This is a genomic window from Mycobacterium europaeum, assembly GCF_002102155.1.
Lineage (GTDB): Bacteria > Actinomycetota > Actinomycetes > Mycobacteriales > Mycobacteriaceae > Mycobacterium > Mycobacterium europaeum.
Genome location: NZ_LQOU01000021.1, coordinates 138,889 through 155,236, shown reverse-complemented (window position 1 = coordinate 155,236; position 16,348 = coordinate 138,889). Strand labels below are relative to the sequence as shown.

Sequence of the window (16,348 nt, the reverse complement as noted above, 5' to 3'; positions counted from 1 at the left end):
CCGATGTGTGGCCACGCGTTGCGGCGGCTATTCGAGCCGGCGGCGGACCAGCCGGCCGCCGATCAGCACGACCGCGAACACGCCGCCGGTGATTCCCGAAATGAGCAGTGGCAGTTGGCCGTTCGGACCCCACAGCAGGCCCGCCCACAAGCCCGCCACCAGGACGCCCAGCCCGATGGCGCCCTGGAACATGCCCTGCGCGCTGGCCTGATGCGGCTGATCGACCAGGCCCGAGATCCAGGCCTTGCCGACGCCGTCGGTGCACCCGGTGAACAATCCGTAGGCGCCGATCAGCAGCCAGGCCGTCACGATGTCGGTGGTCAGCCCCAGCCCGATGTAGCCCACCGCGAAGAAGGTCAGGCCCAGGCCGAACAACGCCGGCCTGCCGATGCGGTCGGCCAGCGATCCGGCCGGGTAGCTGGCCAGGGCATAGACCGCGTTGTATCCGATGTATGCGAGGATCACCTCCACCACCGAGAAGCCGATCTCGTTGAGCCGCAACAGCAACAGGGCATCGGGGAAATTCACCACACTGAAGACCACGAGCAGCGCGGTCACCCGCCAGTACGGTCGCGGCAGCGAGCGCACACCGGCCCACATGGACGGCCGCTGCGCTCGCGGCGCGCCACGGCCCCGCTCGCGCACCAGGCAGACGAGCGCCACGCTGAGCACCGCGGGCACGATGGCGACATACAGCAGCGGCGCGATGCGGTGGTCCAGCAGCTCGTAGCCCACCAACCCGAGCAGCGGACCGGCGACGGCACCGAGGGTGTCCATCGCGCGGTGGAAGCCGAAAACCCGGCCGCGCAGCGCGTCGTCCACGTCGTCGACCAGCAGCGCATCGCGTGGTGCGCCGCGCACGCCCTTGCCCAGCCGATCGACGACGCGACCCGCCAGCACACCCGGCCACGCCGAGGCCACCGCGATGATCACCTTCCCGAGCGCCGCCATGCCGTACCCGGCGGCGATCAACGGGCGTCGCGCAAACCGATCGCTGAGCGGGCCCGAGGCGAGTTTGGTCACCGACGCCGCACCCTCGGCCACACCCTCGACGGCTCCCACCACCGACGGCGGAGCTCCCAGCACCGCCGTCAGGTAGATCGGCAACAGCGGATACAACAGCTCGCTGGCGGCGTCCTGCAGGAACGACACCGCGGAGAGCACCCGAACGTTGCGGGTGAGCCAGTGGGGCTCCGAGAGGATTTCACGCTGGCGCACGAAGCCGGACCATACGCGTCGTCGACGTCTCGTCCAACTCCACCACGTCGGAGCGCGAACGCAGGAAGTCGCTGAATGACCGGAAGCCCAAAGACCTTTCGCTGAACGACGGATCCATCCGCTTCATCTGTGCCTTCACCGCGGAGTTGTGCAGCCAGTCGGCGTCGTCCTTGTCCAGGCCGATCTGCAGCGCGCGCGTCAGCAGCGCCGTGGCGCCGGCCTGTGGATCGGGTGGTTCCGGTTCCCCGGACTGAGCCTCCTTGGCGCGGCCGGCCCGGCGCTTGGGTGACTTCGCCCCGGCAGCGGCGTCGTCGGCCGCGGGCTCCGGTTCGAGCGCCGGTACCCCGGGCAGCGAGTCGTAGATGACGAACTCGTCGCAGGCCGCGGCCAGCGCCCGGCTCGACGCGCCGGCCACCCCGATGCCCACCACGTACCGGCCCAGCCGCTTGCAGCGCTGGGCCAGCGGGATGTAGTCGGAGTCGCCGGCCACGATCACCACATGGGTGAGGTCGGGCAGCCGGAACATGTCTTCGACGGCGTCGACGGCCAGCCGAATGTCGGCGCCGTTCTTGCCGTAGGCCGCGGCGGGAAACAGCTGCACCAGGTCGACCGCGCGGGCCACCAGCTGCCCCCGGTATCCGGCGTTGATGTCCGCCGACCAGTCCGCATAGGCACGGGTGAGCACCAGGGTCCCGAACGACGACGCGAAGTCGAGGATCGCCCCGACGTCGACGGTGGCGCGGTCCAGCCGCTCGGCATACTGCTCGAGACCCTTGGCCTTGTCCCGCTGGAACGAGCTGCGGCCATGGACCTGGTCGTATCGCGAGATCACGATGTTGTCGAAGTCGAGGTAGACGGCCACGCGGGCCGCGACCGGTTCCGTCATGGACTAGATCATCGCTGAGGTGTCCGGCACTGTGGGGGCCGGAAGCGTTTTCCGTCACGATTTGCCCCGTGCGGGTCCCTAAACAGCGCCAGAGCGGGTACACCGGGGCCATGAGTGAGTTGAAGTTCCTCGAGCTGCACGGCGATCGGGTCGCCTACCGCGACGAGGGTGACGGTGAGGTGCTCCTGCTCATCCACGGCATGGCGGGCAGTTCGGAGACGTGGCGATCGGTGATACCGCCGCTGTCGAAGAAATTCCGGGTCATCGCCCCGGACCTGCTGGGCCACGGCGAATCGGCGAAACCCCGCACGGACTATTCGCTGGGCGCGTTCGCGGTGTGGCTGCGCGACCTGCTCGACGAACTCGGCGTCAGCCAGGCCACCCTGGTCGGTCAGTCGCTCGGCGGCGGGGTCGCGATGCAGTTCGTCTACCAGCACCCCGACTACGCCAAGCGGCTGATCCTGATCAGCAGCGGCGGCCTGGGCCCCGACGTCGGTTGGGTGCTGCGGCTGCTCTCGGCGCCCGGGGCCGAGTTGGTGCTGCCGATCATCGCGCCGAAGCCCGTGCTGTCCGTCGGCAACCGGCTCCGGTCCTGGTTGCGCAGCGCCGGCATCCAGTCGCCGCGCGGCGCCGAGATCTGGAGCGCCTACTCGTCGCTGTCGGATGGCGAGACGCGCCAGTCGTTTCTCCGGACGCTGCGCTCGGTGGTCGACTACCGCGGGCAGGCGGTCAGCGCGCTCAGCAGGCTGCGGCTGCGTGAGGACCTCCCCGTCATGGCGATCTGGGGGGAGCGCGACGGCATCATTCCCGTCGATCACGCGTACGCCGCCCACGAGGCGCGTACCGACGCCCGGCTGGAAATCCTGCCCGACGTCGGCCACTTCGCACAGGTCGAGGCGCCCAACCAGGTGGTGGAGCTGATCGAGGACTTCATCGCGAGCGGCGACCGCCACGAAACGGGGAGCGCGCAGGGCGCGCCTGTGACCTGAGGCGCCGAAAATCGGCTTCGCCGCACCGCGGGTCGTAAAATTGCGGCAATGCCCAAGACCGCGGGTGTGGTGCTTCCGCCGGGGCCACGACTGCCCCGCGCGGTACAGGCCGCCTTGATGCTGCACCGTGGGTCGCATTTCGTCGATGCCTGCCGGCGTCGCTACGGAAACGTGTTCACGCTGCGCATCGCGGGCATGGGGACGCTGGTGTACCTGGCCGACCCGGCCGACATCAAGACGGTGTTCGCCGGCGACCCCCACGTCTTCCACGCCGGCGAAGCGAACTCGATTCTGAGCGGGCTGCTCGGCGACACCTCTCTTCTGGTGATCGATGAAGACGTCCATCGAGACCGCCGCCGGCTGATGCTGCCGCCGTTCCATCGCGACGCCGTCGCACGCCAAGCCGGGGTGATGGCCGAGATCGCGGCGGCGAACATCGCGGGGTGGCCGGTGGGCAGGAGCTTCGCCGCCGCGCCCAAGATGTCGGAGATCACGCTCGAGGTGATCCTGCGGACGGTCATCGGCGCCACCGACCCGGCCCGGCTCGCGTCACTGCGGGCGATCATGCCCCGGCTGCTCAGCGTGGGCCCGTGGGCGACGCTGGCGCTGGCGAAGCCGGAACTGCAGCGCCACCTCCCGTGGCGTGGGCTGCGCCGGCGCATGGCCGGGGCCGACCGCCTGCTCTACGCGGAGATCGCCGAGCGCCGCGCGGACCCGGACCTGGCCGCCCGCACCGACGTGCTGGCCATGCTGGTCCGCGCCGACGACGCCGGGCGCACGATGTCCGACCAGGAGCTGCGGGATCAGCTGATGACGCTGCTGGTGGCCGGGCACGACACCACGGCGAACGGGTTGTCCTGGGCGCTCGAGCGGTTGACCCGCCACCCGGCCGTGTTGGCCAAGGCGGTGGCCGCCGCCGAGGCCAGCGCCGCGGGTGATCCGGCCGGCGACGAGTATCTCGACGCGCTGGTGAAGGAGACCCTGCGGATTCGTCCGGTGGTCTTCGACGTGGGGCGGGTGCTCACCCAACCGGCCGACGTGGCCGGGTACCAGCTGCCGGCCGGGGTGATGGTGGCGCCCGGAATCGGCTTGGTGCACACCAGTGCCTCCCTGTACCCGGATCCCCACCGTTTCGATCCGGACCGGATGCTGGGCGCCACGCTGAGCCCCACGACCTGGTTCCCGTTCGGGGGCGGCAACCGCCGCTGTCTGGGCGCCGGCTTCGCCCTGGTCGAGATGCGCGTGGTGTTGCGCGAGATCCTGCGCCGCGCCGAGCTGGACACCACCGCCGCGGCCGGCGAACGACAGCAGCTGAAGTTCGTTGTGCTGGTGCCGCATCGCGGCGCCCGCATTCGGCTGCGGGCGCTCAGAGACGTTCCCGCGCCGGCGGCCGCGGACACCCGGGCGCCGGCCGGCTAGTGGGGAGCGGGCGTTCGCGCGCCCCGGTAATCGACCTGCCAGTGCTTGATGCCGTTGATGAACGACGACCGCAGCCGCTGCGGATCCGCCAGCGGGGTCAGGTCGGGCACGTGATCGGCGAGCGCGTTGAACATCAGGTCGATCGTCATGCGCGCCAGGTTCGCGCCGATGCAGTAGTGCGCCCCGGTCCCGCCGAAACCGACGTGCGGGTTCGGGCTGCGCAACACGTCGAAGGCATCCGGGTCGTCGAAGACCTCTTCGTCGAAGTTCGCCGAGCGGTAGAACAGCACCACGCGCTGCCCCTTGCCGATCCGGGCCCCGCCGAGCTCGGTGTCCTCGCACGCGGTGCGCTGAAACGCCGTGATCGGTGTCGCCCAACGGATTATCTCGTCGGCCGCGGTCTTGGGGCGGTGCGCCTTGAACAACTCCCACTGCGCCGGGTGATCGGTGAAGGCCATCATTCCCTGCGTGATGGAGTTGCGGGTGGTCTCGTTTCCGGCGACGGCCAGCGTGACGACGAACATGCCGAACTCCGCCTCCGACAGGTGCTGGCCCTCGGCGTCGGCCCGGATCAGCGTGGTGACGATGTCGTCCCCGGGCTCGTCACGCTTGCGAGCCGCTAATTGCATTGCATACCACATCAATTCGCCCGCGGAGGTGAGCGCGTCGTTGCCGGCGAACTCCGGGTCGTCGCTGCCGATCATGTTGTTGGTCCAGTCGAACAGCTTGTCGTAGTCCTCCTGGGGAACTCCCAACAGCCCCGAGATGGCCTGCAGCGGTAGCTCGCAGGCGACCTGGCGGACGAAGTCGCCGGAACCGGCCGCCGCGGCGTCGGTCGCGATGCGCCGAGCCCGCTCGGCGAGTTCGGCGCGCAACCGATCGACCGCGCGGGGTGTGAAGGCCCGTGAGACGATCTTGCGCAGCCGGCTGTGCTCGGGATCGTCCATCATGATCATCGACGCCCGGCCCGCCTCGATCTGACCGGCGGCCAGTTCTTCTCGGTAGCGCGGCACGATCGACTTGGCCGCCGAGGAGAAGACATCGCTGCGCAGCGAGACATCGCGGACGTCGCGGTGCTTGGTCACCACCCAGTAGCCGCCGTCGCCGAACCCACCCGCACCGGGCGCCTGCTCGTTCCACCAGATCGGTTCCGTGGCGCGCAGTTCGGCGAACTCCTGCACCGGCAGCCGGTGGGCGTAGATGTCGGGGTCGGTGAAATCAAAGCCCGGCGGGAGGTTCGGAGTGGCCATCGGAGTTCTCCTGCAGACGTGCCCATCGGGATCGGTAGCAAAGCCCGCGCGCCCTACTGCCAGCACCCTAAAGCCGGGCCTCGAAGAAAAGAAGCCTCCATGAGAATCACCGGATGGCGACGGCCCGGTCCCCCCGGACCGGCCCCGCTATTTCCCCGCGTGCCTGCCCGGCCTCTGAAGTCCGTCAGTGTGGAATTCGGCGGCGGCGGTTTCGCGGCCGCCGAGGTTGGTGGCCGCGGTGACCACCGCCCGCTCGATCTGGCGCAGCGCGTGCACCGCGGTGAGGAGTCGCCGGGTGTCCGGCGGCGGTTGATGCGCCGATCCGTCGCGCTGGCGCGCCAGGGTTTCGGCGGTATCGAGGTCGTCGGCCGCCGAGATCACGGTCGGCCCGCGGCCGGTGCCGATGGCGGCGGACAGCGCGTCGATGTTGCGCCGTGTCTGCGCGGCGGCCGCGGAAAAGGCCTGAGCCAGTTCAACGGGTTGCGAGCCCACCCGGTCCTGGTATTGCTCGCTGCTGCGCGCCAGGCTGCGGCCGTACCGGTCGCACGCGGCGAAGATCCGCAGCGCACGGCGAATGCTGCGCCGCCCGGCCAGGCCGGCCACGCCCGCCAGCAGCGGCTTGGCGGTGACCCGGAACTGCTGCAGGTCCCGGTCCACCTGGCGCGCCTGCTCGGACGGGCTCACGCTCTCGCCTGCGCCGAACATGGCCGCGGTGGACACGTCGATCAGCACCGACAGGCCGGCCAGAAAGGTGCGGGTGTCGTCGCGGATCGCGGCTCTGGTGTGCGTCGGCAGCACCACGATGGCCACGGTGGCCCCGATGACCGCGCCGATCGCCGTCTCCTCGATCCGCAACATCAGTACGCCGAAAGAGAATTGGCCAAGCAGGCCATACAACAACGCCAGCATCGTGGTGATCCAGAACGTCATCAGGCTGTAGGTGACCGTCATGAAATAGAAGGCGCAGAACAGGCATACGAAGATCCCGGCGAGCGCGGCGGTCTTGTCGCCGGCCAGCAGCGTGGCCACCAGCACGCCGCACGGCACGCCGAGCAGGGTGCCGAGCAGGCGCTGCCAGCCCTTGGTCAAGGTCTCGCCCCACGAGTTGGTGCCGGCGAAGATGACGAACGCGGCGATCACCGCCCAATACCAGCGGGCCGGCGACACCAGCTCGCCGGCGACGATGGCCAGCGACGCGGCGACGCTGACCTGGACGGCCTGCCGGGTGGTCGGTCGCAGGCCCGCCGGCTGCGCTTCTTCGGTCGGCTCGTCGGCGAGCGCGCCGCCGGACGCGGGCGGCCGCTCGCTGTCCGCGCTCGCCAGGGGGCCACGGGTGGCGGCCCGGTCGACGATGGCCCGCACGTCCGACGTCGCCGTGGCGGCGTTGACTATCGCCAGGGCGAGGCGGCGTACGGCGGCCTCACCGGGGTCGTCGTCCGCGGAGACCGCCGGGCGGCACTGCTCGTCCAACAGCCGCTGCGCTTGGTCGGCGGCCCGCCGCAGGCCGTCGGGCTCGGGGAGGCGGATGGCCCGCCCCAACGTGGAGAGCGCGTCGACGAGCGCGGCCCGCGTGCGGGCGGGTATGGCGCCCGGGTTCTCCGACGCCAGCGCGGCGGCCCGCCGGCCGGCCGTGGCCACCCACTCGATGGCCAGCTCGGCGTCCAGCAGCCACGGGGCCAGCTGTTCGGCGGTGACGCCCGGCCACAGCGTGGCGGGGTCGGCCTTGTCCTCGATCTGGCTCTGCACCATCAGGGCGGTCTCGTTGAGCCGCAAGGTGCGCGCCCGCATCCGACGCCGGCGTCGTTCGTCGAGCCGGCCGGTATGCACCGCTTCGGCCGTCGTGTCGACGACGATCGCCATCCTCGCCCGCAACGCCCGGACGGTCGCCCGCAGCACCCGCTCCGGCCGATCGGGCATGACGTAGGTGGTCATCACGAACGTGCACACCGTGCCCACCGCGACCGCCCCGATCATCCACGGCAGCTCCGAGATCCGCGCCCGCAGATACAACGTGAAGAAGTAGGACATGAAGGCGACCATGCCCAGCGCTCGGCCGCGGGCCCCGAAGCGGCGGATGTAGGCCGCGGCGAACACCACCACCACGAACACCGCGTCGCTGACCACCCGATGGGACGCGAGCACCGCGGCCGCGGTGATGGCCACGGCGGCGGGCACCGGCAGCAGCGCCATCGTGATCCGCTGCTGGCGCGGGTCCGGCTCGTTGACGGAGCGCGACGCGACCATCGTGATGACGACGCCCAGCAGGGCGACGGTCAGGGGTTGCCCCGTCGCCCGGGTCAGGACATAAAGGGCCAGCAGCGAACAGCCGAGCGCGGCCGTCGTCCGCGTCGCCATTCGCAGCCGAAGCAGACCGGGATCGGAGCCGATCACCCAGTTGCTGGCTCGTTCGTAGAGAACGATTATCGCCGTGCCCCCCTTCTCGCCCGCCGGACCCATCATGGTTACCCGAACGGCGCCGCGGCGGCCAAGCTAGTCTTCGACATCGTGACAGCGCCGACGCGGGCGAAGCTGGCTGATGGCCGTGACCTGCTGTTCTTCGCGCTGCCCGGCCACCGCCCGGCGCCGGTCGAAGATCGCCGGCCGCTGCCGGCGCGCGCCGGGCAGCACACCGAGCTGCGGTTCGACCAGACAACGGGGCAGTGGGTGATCGTCGCCGCCCTGCGCCAAGACCGCACCTATAAGCCGCCGGCCGGCCAGTGCCCGCTGTGCCCGGGCCCGACCGGGCTGACCAGCGAGGTGCCCGCCCGCGACTACGACGTCGTCGTGTTCGAGAACCGGTTCCCCAGCCTGTCGGGCACCGGGCCGGCGCTCGCCGCCCCCGGCGACGGGTTCGTGTCCGCCCCGGGACAGGGCCGCTGCGAGGTCATCTGTTTTTCCAGCGACCACACCGGCTCCTTCGCGGGACTGGAGCCCGCCCACGCCCGGCTGGTCATCGAGGCGTGGCGGCACCGCACCGCCGAGCTCATGGCCACACCGGGCATCGAGCAGGTGTTCTGTTTCGAGAACCGCGGCGAAGAGATCGGGGTGACGCTGACCCACCCGCACGGTCAGATCTACGGCTATCCCTACCTGACGCCGCGGACCGCCGTGATGCTGGATCGGGCCCGCCGGCACCGAAAACGCCACGGCACCAACCTCTTCGGTGACCTCCTGGCCGCCGAACTCGCCGACGGCGGCCGAATCCTGGTGCGCGACGACCTGTTCACCGCCTTCGTACCGTTCGCCGCGCGCTGGCCGGTCGAGGTGCACATCTACCCGAACAGGTCCGTGCGCAACATCACCGAACTCGACGGGGAAGAACTGGACGCGTTCGCACGCGTCTACCTCGACGTGCTGGGGCGGTTCGACCGGATGTATTCCGCACCGCTGCCCTATATTTCGGCGTTGCACCAGTACGCCGACACCGACTCCCAGGCCGACGGCTACTTCCACGTCGAGTTGATGTCGATCCGGCGCAGCGCCACCAAGCTGAAGTACCTGGCGGGGTCCGAATCCGGGATGGACGCGTTCATCAGCGATGTGACGCCCGAAAGCGTGGCCGAGCGACTGCGCCAGCTCGGATGACGGTCCACTATGGCGCGCCCGGCCGGATCAACCTGATCGGCGAGCACACCGACTACAACCTGGGTTTCGCGCTGCCCATCGCGCTGCCGCAGCGCACGGTGGTGGCGTTCACGCCCGACCGCGGCGACGCGATCACCGTGGCCAGCGACCGCGCGGACGGGACGGTGCGCATTCCGCTGGACACCGCTCCCGGCGGGGTGGCCGGCTGGGCCGCCTACGTGGCCGGGGTGATCTGGGCGCTGCGGCAGGCCGGGCACCCGGTGCCCGGCGGCGCGATGCGGATCACCAGCGAGGTGCCGATCGGGTCGGGCCTGTCGTCGTCGGCGGCGCTGGAGTGCGCGGCGCTGGGCGCGATCGCGGCGGCCGCCGGCGCGCGGATCGACGCCAAAGAGCAGGCGCGCCTGGCCCAGCGCGCCGAGAACGACTACGTCGGCGCCCCGACGGGTCTGCTCGACCAGCTGGCCGCGCTGTTCGGCCGTCCGGCGACGGCGCTGCTGATCGACTTTCGCGATCTCACGGTCGCGCCGGTGGCCTTCGACCCCGACGCCGCCGGGGTGGCGCTGCTGCTGATCGACTCCCGCGCCCGCCACAGTCACCTCGGCGGCGACTACGCCGCGCGCCGCGCGTCATGCGAGCGGGCGGCCGCGGACCTCGGGGCGTCTTCGCTGCGCGAACTGCAGGACCGTGGGCCCGCCGTGCTGGCCGAGGTGCGCGACCCGGTCGACGGCCGCCGTGCCCGGCATGTGCTCACCGAAAATCAGAGGGTCATCGATTGTGTTGGGGCCCTAAGTGTTTCGGACTTCGCCGAAGCGGGGCGGATCTTCACCGCCTCGCATGCGTCCATGCGCGACGATTTCGAGATCACCACCGACCACATCGACCTGATCGCCGACACCGCGGTGCGCGCGGGCGCCCTGGGCGCGCGGATGACGGGGGGTGGATTCGGGGGCTGCGTGATCGCGCTGGTGCCGGAGGGCCGCACCGCCGCGGTGGACGAGGCGGTGCGACGCGCGGTGGGTGCCGCCGGCTTCGGCCAACCGCTCATCACCCGAACCCGCGCCGCCGCCGGCGCGGGACCGGGCGCGTGAACGAGCCGACCGGCTACGTCGAAGTTCGGGTGTATGCCGAACTCAACGACTTTTTGGCGGCCGAGTCGCGAGGGACGACGGTGCGCCGCCCGTTCCGGCCACACCAGACCGTCAAAGACGTCCTGGAGGCGATGGGCATACCGCACACCGAGGTCGACCTCATCCTCGTCAACGGATCCCCGAGGGACTTCGCGTACCGCCCGAGTGTCGGCGACCGCATCGCCGCCTACCCGACTTTCGAGTCGCTCGACGTGGGGGAGACCGCCCGGCTGCGCCCGGTTCCGTTGCGCGATCCGCGGTTCGTCGTCGACGTCAACCTCGGCCGGCTGGCGTGGCTGCTGCGCCTGCTCGGGTTGGACGTGTGGTGGTCGAATGACGCCGCCGACGAGACGCTGGCCGACGTCAGCGCCGCGCAGCACCGAATCCTGCTGACCCGCGATCGCGGCCTGCTGAAGCGCCGCGCCATCACGCATGCCCTGTTCATCCGCTCCGACGATCCCGAGGAGCAGGCGCTCGATGTGCTGCGCCGGCTGGACCTGGGACAGCGGCTCGCGCCGCTCACCCGCTGCGTGCGCTGCAACGGCATGCTGGCCCCGGTGCGCAAGGACGAGGTGATCGACCAGTTGGAGCCGCTGACGCGGGAGCATTACGACGAGTTCGCCCGGTGCGCGGATTGCGGGCGGATTTACTGGCCCGGGTCGCATTACACGAAATTGATCCGGCTCGTACAAACGCTGCGCGACCGGCTCGGGTCACCGCCCGGCGCCCCGCGATTCCCCGCGGACTAGCCGTGACCAACGGCGATAGCTGTAACGTAACGGATATGCGGCGGATGACCTGTGCGGTGTGCGGGTCGGGGTTCTCGGGCCGGTCCGACGCCGTCTACTGCTCGTCGGCCTGTCGGCAGAGGGCTCATCGCGCCCGGTCGGCGCGGCGCACGGCCGCGTTGCGGGACTCCCTACGGCGCAGCGCCGGGACGGCCCGGGACACGCCCTCCGACGTCGCCAGGTCGCTGCAGCGTTCGGTGGCCGATGCCGTGCAACGCGCGCGACAGCAGGTCGACCGATCGCGCGAACTGTGCCGCGCGTCGGAGCTGCGGCTGCGGGAAAGCGACGCCATCCGGCGGGCGTCGCTCGAGCGCGGGTCGTCGAGGTCCTATCCGGAGCGTGCGTCGTGGCCTGGGATCTAGACGGCCAGACGGCGGCGGTCGAGCGGGCCCTCTCGGGAGGTATTCCGCAGCGGGCGGGTTGGTTCCGCTTCTACTTCGAGGACCAGCGGTGGGAATGGTCCGACCAGGTGCATCGCATGCACGGCTACGAGCCGGGAACGGTGACGCCGACGACCGAGCTGGTGCTGTCCCACAAGCACCCCGGCGATCGGGACCGGGTGGCCCGGGGCATCGACGACATGATCACGCGTCGCCGCGCGTTCAGCACCAGGCACCGCATCGTCGACACCCGCGGCAACACCCATGACGTCGTCGTGGTGGGCGATCAATTCTGCGACGACAACGGTGAGGTCATCGGCACCCACGGTTTCTACGTCGACGTCACGTCGACGTCGAGCCGTAAGCGGGAGGAGTCCATCAGCGCGCAGGTGGCCGAGATCGCCGAACGTCGGGGCGCCATCGAGCGCACCAAAGGGATGCTGATGCTGGTCTACGGCGTGGACGAGACGGCTGCGTTCGACCTGCTCAAGTCGTTGTCCCAGGTGCGCAACATGAAGTTGGGCGTGCTCGCAGAGCAGATCGCGAACGACTTCCCGAAGGTGGGCCAGGAGGCCATCGCCTCGCGCTCACGATTCGACCAGAGCCTGCTCGCCGCCCACCTGCGCGCGGGCGACCCCACCGGGTAGCGCCGCTAGCCGGCCGGCGCCAGGCGCACCGCGCCCAAGTGCATCCGGTCGACCGCCTCGGCGAACTCCTCGCGCGTCGGTATGCGTCGGTCGCGGAACTTCAGTCCGATCATCCGTTGGGCACGCTGGACGCCGTAGGACTCGGCGCAGCGCAGGAAGAGATCGGACACGGTGGCGCGGTCACGGATCAGCTCGCCGCGCATCGCGATGGTCTTGCCGTCGTAGACGACCTCAACGGGCGCGCCGCCGCGGAAGTTCTGCTTCCAGGGAGCGCCCGTCAGCGCGTACAGCTGACCGTCAATCACGTGGGCGCTGACCGGAAGTGAGAACGGCCGGCCCGTCTTGCGCCCGGTGAAGCTCAGCACCATCAGTTGCTTGCGGGCGGGGCCGGCGAGCGGGCTGCGCAGCAAGAACCCCATCATCGGGTTGATCAAGCGCAGCAGCACCGACGGCGGGTGCCCGGCGTCTATCGCATACGGCTGCTCTGCCATGCGCTCACCGTAAAGCCATTCGGCACCACCGCGCAGCGATCCGCGCGGCGGCGTCGCGCTCCTCGCTCAGGGGGTGATGGTGGTTTGGTGGTCGATGATCTTCGTGACGTCCATCAACGGTCCCCGGTCGGCCTCCGGTCCGTCGGCGTTGAGCTGAAGCACATACACCGCGCCCTGGCTGGGGATCACCACCGTCTTCTGCGCGATCATTCGAGTCTTGCCGTCCCGCTGGTAGGTGCCGCCGATCTGCCACGCCTGGAAGCCGCCGAGCGTCGACGCTCTGCCGTCACCGTTGCCGTCGTATCCGGGCAGATTCTGCACCTCGCCCGGGGCGTACTGGATGATCTTGGCCGGGTCCACGTCACCGCTGAGCCTGGAGAACAGCGCCGAGACGGTGGGCGGGTCGGCCGGGTCGCTGGGCTGGGTCGAAACGATGCCGCCATACGACGTGCCGGCCTTCTGGTCGAGCCGCCAGCCCGGCGGCACCGGCAGGTCGACGCTCGGCCCGGGATCACCGTGATGGACCGGCGTCTCGGTGATGTGGTTGTCCTTGACGTAGTCGGCGATCGTGTATTTGGCCTTCGCGGCCGGTGCCGCGCCGGTGCCCGACGACGTCGCGGACGTCGAGGCGGGGGTGGTCGTCGAGGCCGACGTCTGATTGCCGGATTTTTGGTCGTGGCCGCACCCGAGGAGCACCAAACTGAGCGCCACGGAAACGGTTGCTAGCGTCAAATGTTTCATGATCCAATCTCCCGAAAATTGGGGCCGTTACCTGCGTCGGCCACGCCGAAATGACGGTAACCGAAATGGCGCGCAGGTTTGCCGGTATCTTTTGACTTTCCGGCCCGGCCGCGGTGGGGCCGGAAATCGTTATCCGATTCGTTCGAAAAAACAGCCATCCAATACACCCTCGTCCAGTAAGAGACAGGTATGCGGTCACGCAGGGCCCTCGTCGCGATCCTGGCGGCGTCGGTCGTCTTCATCGCGTTCGTCGCCGCGGCGCCGCCCATCGCCTACGACGGCGACCCCGGATTCGTGACCGACCCGGTCGACCACGTCGCCACGCTGATCGGCACCGGAACCGGTGGCCAGACCGTGGGGGAGATCAACAACTTCCCCGGCGCCACCGTGCCGTTCGGCATGGTGCAGTACTCGCCGGACACCGTCGGCAATTACGCGGGCTACAACTACGGGAATTCCCGCTCCACCGGCTTCAGCATGACCCACGCCTCCGTCGGCTGCGCCGCGTTCGGTGACATCTCGATGCTGCCGACCACCAACGGAATTGGCGCACAGCCCTGGCAAGCCTGGGAGCGGATCGCCCACGACGACACCGAGCGGGGCGTGCCCGGCTACTACACGGTGCGATTCCCGGGGACCCGGGTGAAGGCCGAACTGACCGCCACCACCCGCACGGGCGTCGGCCGGTTCAGCTACCCGCGCAACGGCCGCCCCGCGCTGTTGCACGTGCGCTCCGGGGCGTCGCTGGCGGGCAACTCTCGCGCGAGCATCCAGATCGGCGAGGACCACACCACGATCACCGGCTGGGCCACCAGCGGCGGGTTCTGCGGCAAGAACAACACCTACACCGTCTATTTCGCGATGAAGTTCAGCCAGCCGTTCACCTCCTACGGGACATGGGACGGCACCGCGGTGTATCCCGGTGCCCGCGGCGCGAATTCGCCATTCAGCGGCGGATACGTCGAGTTCCCGGCCGGAGCCGTGCTCGAGGTGCGGACCGCGATCTCCTATGTCGGTATCGAGGGGGCGCGGGCGAACCTGGCGGCCGAGGGCGCGGCGAGCTTCAACGACGTGCGCGACGCCGCCTCGAAGTCGTGGAACGCCACGCTGTCGCGCATCTCGGTCGCCGGCCGCAACGCCCACGACCTGGAAACCTTCTACACCGCCCTGTATCGGTCGTTGTTGCACCCCAACACCTTCAACGACGCGGACGGGCGCTACATCGGGTTCGACGGCGCCGTGCACACCGTGGCCGCGGGGCACACCCAGTACGCCAACTTCTCCGACTGGGACACCTACCGATGTCTGGCGCCTTTGCAGGCGCTCCTTTTTCCCGACCGGGCGAGCGATATGGCCCAGTCGCTGGTGAACGACGCCGAGCAGAGCGGAGCGCTGCCGCGTTGGGCGCTGGCCAACGCCGCGACCGCGGAGATGAGCGGCGACAACGTGGTACCGCTCATCGTGAACCTCCATGCCTTCGGCGCCGAGGATTTCGACACCCGGACGGCCCTGCGCTACATGGTGAACGCGGCGACGAAAGGCGGTGTCGGACTGGGCGGTTACGTCGAACGGCCGGGGATCGAGACGTACCTGGAATTCGGCTACGCGCCGTTCTCCTTCGAGTTCCGCACCGACGGCTGGATCGCCGCCGCGTCGATCACGCTCGAATGGTCGGTCGACGACTTCGCCATCTCCCGGTTCGCCGATTCGCTCGGCGACACCGCGACCGCTGCCGAATTCCAGGGCCGGTCGCAGTACTGGCAGAACCTGTTCAACCCGAGCACCGGGTACATCTCGCCCCGCAACTGGACCAGCTTTTTCCGCGCCGGCCCCGCATTCGTGGTCTCGCCCTCGGATTTCGGCCAGGTCGGGTTCGACGAGGGCAATGCCGCGCAGTACGTCTGGTGGGTGCCGCACAACGTGGCCGGCCTGGTGACCGCGCTGGGCGGGCGCGATGCGGTCGCCGGACGGCTCGACGGCTTCACCCGGAAGCTCAACGTGGGTCCCAACGAGCCCTACCTGTGGGCCGGTAACGAACCCGGTTTCGGGGTGCCATGGCTGTACAACTACATCGGTCAACCGTGGCAGACGCAGCGCACGGTCGATCGGGTGCGCGGGCTGTTCGGCCCGACGGCCGACGGGGAACCGGGCAACGACGATCTGGGCGCGATGGCCAGCTGGTACGTCTGGGCGGCCCTGGGACTGTATCCGAGTACTCCCGGAACGCCGATCCTCACCGTGGCCGCACCGCTGTTCGACCGGATCGTGATCGCGCTTCCCGGCGGCAAGACGATCCGGATCTCGGCGCCCGGCGCGTCCGGGCCGCGTCACCTCAACTACGTCAGCGGGCTGAGCGTCGACGGGCAGCCCACCGATCACACGTGGCTGCCGGAGTCGTTCGTCCGCACCGGCGGGGAACTGAGCTTCACGCTCGCCGCCTATCCGGACCGGAGTTGGGGCACAAGCGAATCCTCCGCCCCGCCCTCGTTCGGCGCCGGCAGTTCGGCGGTGACGGTCAACGTCCCCAGCCCCATCGTCACCATCGCCCCGGGCAGCACGGGCACGGTCAGGCTCGACGCCCAGCGGATGATCGGTGATGCCGGCGATTACACGGTCACCGGCACCGCCTCGGACGGCGGCATCACCGTGACGCCCTCGACCGGCCAGTTCTCCCCCGACGGATCGGCGAGCATCGACGTCCCCATCACGGTGGCGCGATCGGTGTCCGACGAGTACTACCTGGCGTTCTTGACCTCTACCGTCGGCCAAAGCGCCCGCACGTCAACCGTTCTCGTGGTGGTGCAATCCCCGTCCGAGTGATCCCGTG

At 69.8% G+C, this 16,348-nt stretch carries 14 protein-coding genes; 8 read left to right on the top strand and 6 right to left on the bottom strand.

Going from position 1 to position 16,348, the window contains the following annotated elements; all coding sequences use genetic code 11:
• Positions 1-27 precede the first annotated feature (27 nt).
• Together AWC03_RS11490 and AWC03_RS11485 are read right to left on the bottom strand one after the other, a co-directional pair.
• Entirely contained in the window at positions 28-1,218 is a 1,191-nt protein-coding gene (locus AWC03_RS11490) for an MFS transporter (RefSeq protein ID WP_085240587.1), read from the bottom strand.
• On the bottom strand, positions 1,205-2,104 hold the full coding sequence (locus AWC03_RS11485; protein WP_085240586.1) for an NYN domain-containing protein: 900 nt from the start codon (positions 2,102-2,104) through the stop codon (positions 1,205-1,207). The genes AWC03_RS11490 and AWC03_RS11485 overlap by 14 nt, the downstream gene beginning before the upstream one ends.
• Positions 2,105-2,214: 110 nt before the next feature.
• On the opposite strand from AWC03_RS11485, the gene AWC03_RS11480 reads away from it, so the two are divergent.
• Together AWC03_RS11480 and AWC03_RS11475 are read left to right on the top strand one after the other, a co-directional pair.
• Positions 2,215-3,093 carry an alpha/beta fold hydrolase gene (locus AWC03_RS11480; RefSeq protein ID WP_085240585.1) on the top strand — a complete coding sequence of 293 codons (879 nt, stop codon included), beginning with the start codon at positions 2,215-2,217 and terminating at the stop codon, positions 3,091-3,093.
• A 48-nt stretch (positions 3,094-3,141) separates the two neighbouring features.
• A complete protein-coding gene (locus tag AWC03_RS11475; RefSeq protein ID WP_085240584.1) occupies positions 3,142-4,512 on the top strand; it encodes a cytochrome P450 in 1,371 nt (456 codons plus the stop codon).
• Here the strand turns inward: AWC03_RS11475 and AWC03_RS11470 are convergent.
• Positions 4,509-5,762, bottom strand: a complete 1,254-nt coding sequence (locus AWC03_RS11470) for a cytochrome P450 (RefSeq protein WP_085240583.1) — start codon at positions 5,760-5,762, stop codon at positions 4,509-4,511. The two genes, AWC03_RS11475 and AWC03_RS11470, sit on opposite strands and share 4 nt — an antisense overlap.
• Positions 5,763-5,909: 147 nt before the next feature.
• Entirely contained in the window at positions 5,910-8,153 is a 2,244-nt protein-coding gene (locus AWC03_RS11465; protein WP_085240625.1) for an FUSC family protein, read from the bottom strand.
• Positions 8,154-8,267: 114 nt separating this feature from the next.
• Between AWC03_RS11465 and galT the strand changes: the two genes are divergently transcribed.
• Genes galT through AWC03_RS11440 form a run of 5 tightly spaced genes read left to right on the top strand, consistent with a single transcriptional unit; the run spans position 8,268 to position 12,289 of the window.
• Positions 8,268-9,347, top strand: a complete 1,080-nt coding sequence (gene galT / locus AWC03_RS11460; protein ID WP_085240582.1) for a galactose-1-phosphate uridylyltransferase — start codon at positions 8,268-8,270, stop codon at positions 9,345-9,347.
• Entirely contained in the window at positions 9,344-10,435 is a 1,092-nt protein-coding gene (locus AWC03_RS11455) for a galactokinase (protein ID WP_085240581.1), read from the top strand. Before galT ends, AWC03_RS11455 begins: the two co-directional genes overlap by 4 nt.
• Positions 10,432-11,223 carry a Mut7-C RNAse domain-containing protein gene (locus tag AWC03_RS11450; protein ID WP_085240580.1) on the top strand — a complete coding sequence of 264 codons (792 nt, stop codon included), beginning with the start codon at positions 10,432-10,434 and terminating at the stop codon, positions 11,221-11,223. The genes AWC03_RS11455 and AWC03_RS11450 overlap by 4 nt, the downstream gene beginning before the upstream one ends.
• A gap of 35 nt (positions 11,224-11,258) precedes the next feature.
• Positions 11,259-11,624 (top strand): hypothetical protein, encoded by a 366-nt coding sequence (locus tag AWC03_RS11445; protein WP_085240579.1) that lies wholly within the window; start codon positions 11,259-11,261, stop codon positions 11,622-11,624.
• Positions 11,609-12,289: a PAS and ANTAR domain-containing protein gene (locus tag AWC03_RS11440; RefSeq protein ID WP_085240578.1), complete on the top strand. Its 681-nt coding sequence runs from the start codon at positions 11,609-11,611 to the stop codon at positions 12,287-12,289. The genes AWC03_RS11445 and AWC03_RS11440 overlap by 16 nt, the downstream gene beginning before the upstream one ends.
• Before the next feature lie 5 nt (positions 12,290-12,294).
• Here the strand turns inward: AWC03_RS11440 and AWC03_RS11435 are convergent, their stop codons facing one another.
• Positions 12,295-12,780, bottom strand: a complete 486-nt coding sequence (locus AWC03_RS11435) for a hypothetical protein (protein ID WP_085240577.1) — start codon at positions 12,778-12,780, stop codon at positions 12,295-12,297.
• Between the two features lie 66 nt (positions 12,781-12,846).
• Positions 12,847-13,521 carry an envelope biogenesis lipoprotein LpqN gene (lpqN, locus tag AWC03_RS11430; RefSeq protein ID WP_085240576.1) on the bottom strand — a complete coding sequence of 225 codons (675 nt, stop codon included), beginning with the start codon at positions 13,519-13,521 and terminating at the stop codon, positions 12,847-12,849.
• Between the two features lie 189 nt (positions 13,522-13,710).
• Here lpqN and AWC03_RS11425 point away from each other — a divergent pair, with 189 nt between their 5' ends.
• Entirely contained in the window at positions 13,711-16,341 is a 2,631-nt protein-coding gene (locus tag AWC03_RS11425; RefSeq protein WP_085240575.1) for a GH92 family glycosyl hydrolase, read from the top strand.
• Positions 16,342-16,348: the final 7 nt, after the last annotated feature.

Bases quoted from the DNA above. Each gene is read 5' to 3' on its own strand.
- AWC03_RS11445 (WP_085240579.1), top strand. From the start codon at position 11,259: ATGCGGCGGATGACCTGTGCGGTGTGCGGGTCGGGGTTCTCGGGCCGG.
- lpqN (WP_085240576.1), bottom strand. From the start codon at position 13,521: ATGAAACATTTGACGCTAGCAACCGTTTCCGTGGCGCTCAGTTTGGTG.
- AWC03_RS11435 (WP_085240577.1), bottom strand. From the start codon at position 12,780: ATGGCAGAGCAGCCGTATGCGATAGACGCCGGGCACCCGCCGTCGGTG.
- AWC03_RS11475 (WP_085240584.1), top strand. From the start codon at position 3,142: ATGCCCAAGACCGCGGGTGTGGTGCTTCCGCCGGGGCCACGACTGCCC.
- AWC03_RS11455 (WP_085240581.1), top strand. From the start codon at position 9,344: ATGACGGTCCACTATGGCGCGCCCGGCCGGATCAACCTGATCGGCGAG.
- AWC03_RS11480 (WP_085240585.1), top strand. From the start codon at position 2,215: ATGAGTGAGTTGAAGTTCCTCGAGCTGCACGGCGATCGGGTCGCCTAC.
- AWC03_RS11470 (WP_085240583.1), bottom strand. From the start codon at position 5,762: ATGGCCACTCCGAACCTCCCGCCGGGCTTTGATTTCACCGACCCCGAC.
- AWC03_RS11485 (WP_085240586.1), bottom strand. From the start codon at position 2,104: ATGACGGAACCGGTCGCGGCCCGCGTGGCCGTCTACCTCGACTTCGAC.
- AWC03_RS11425 (WP_085240575.1), top strand. From the start codon at position 13,711: ATGCGGTCACGCAGGGCCCTCGTCGCGATCCTGGCGGCGTCGGTCGTC.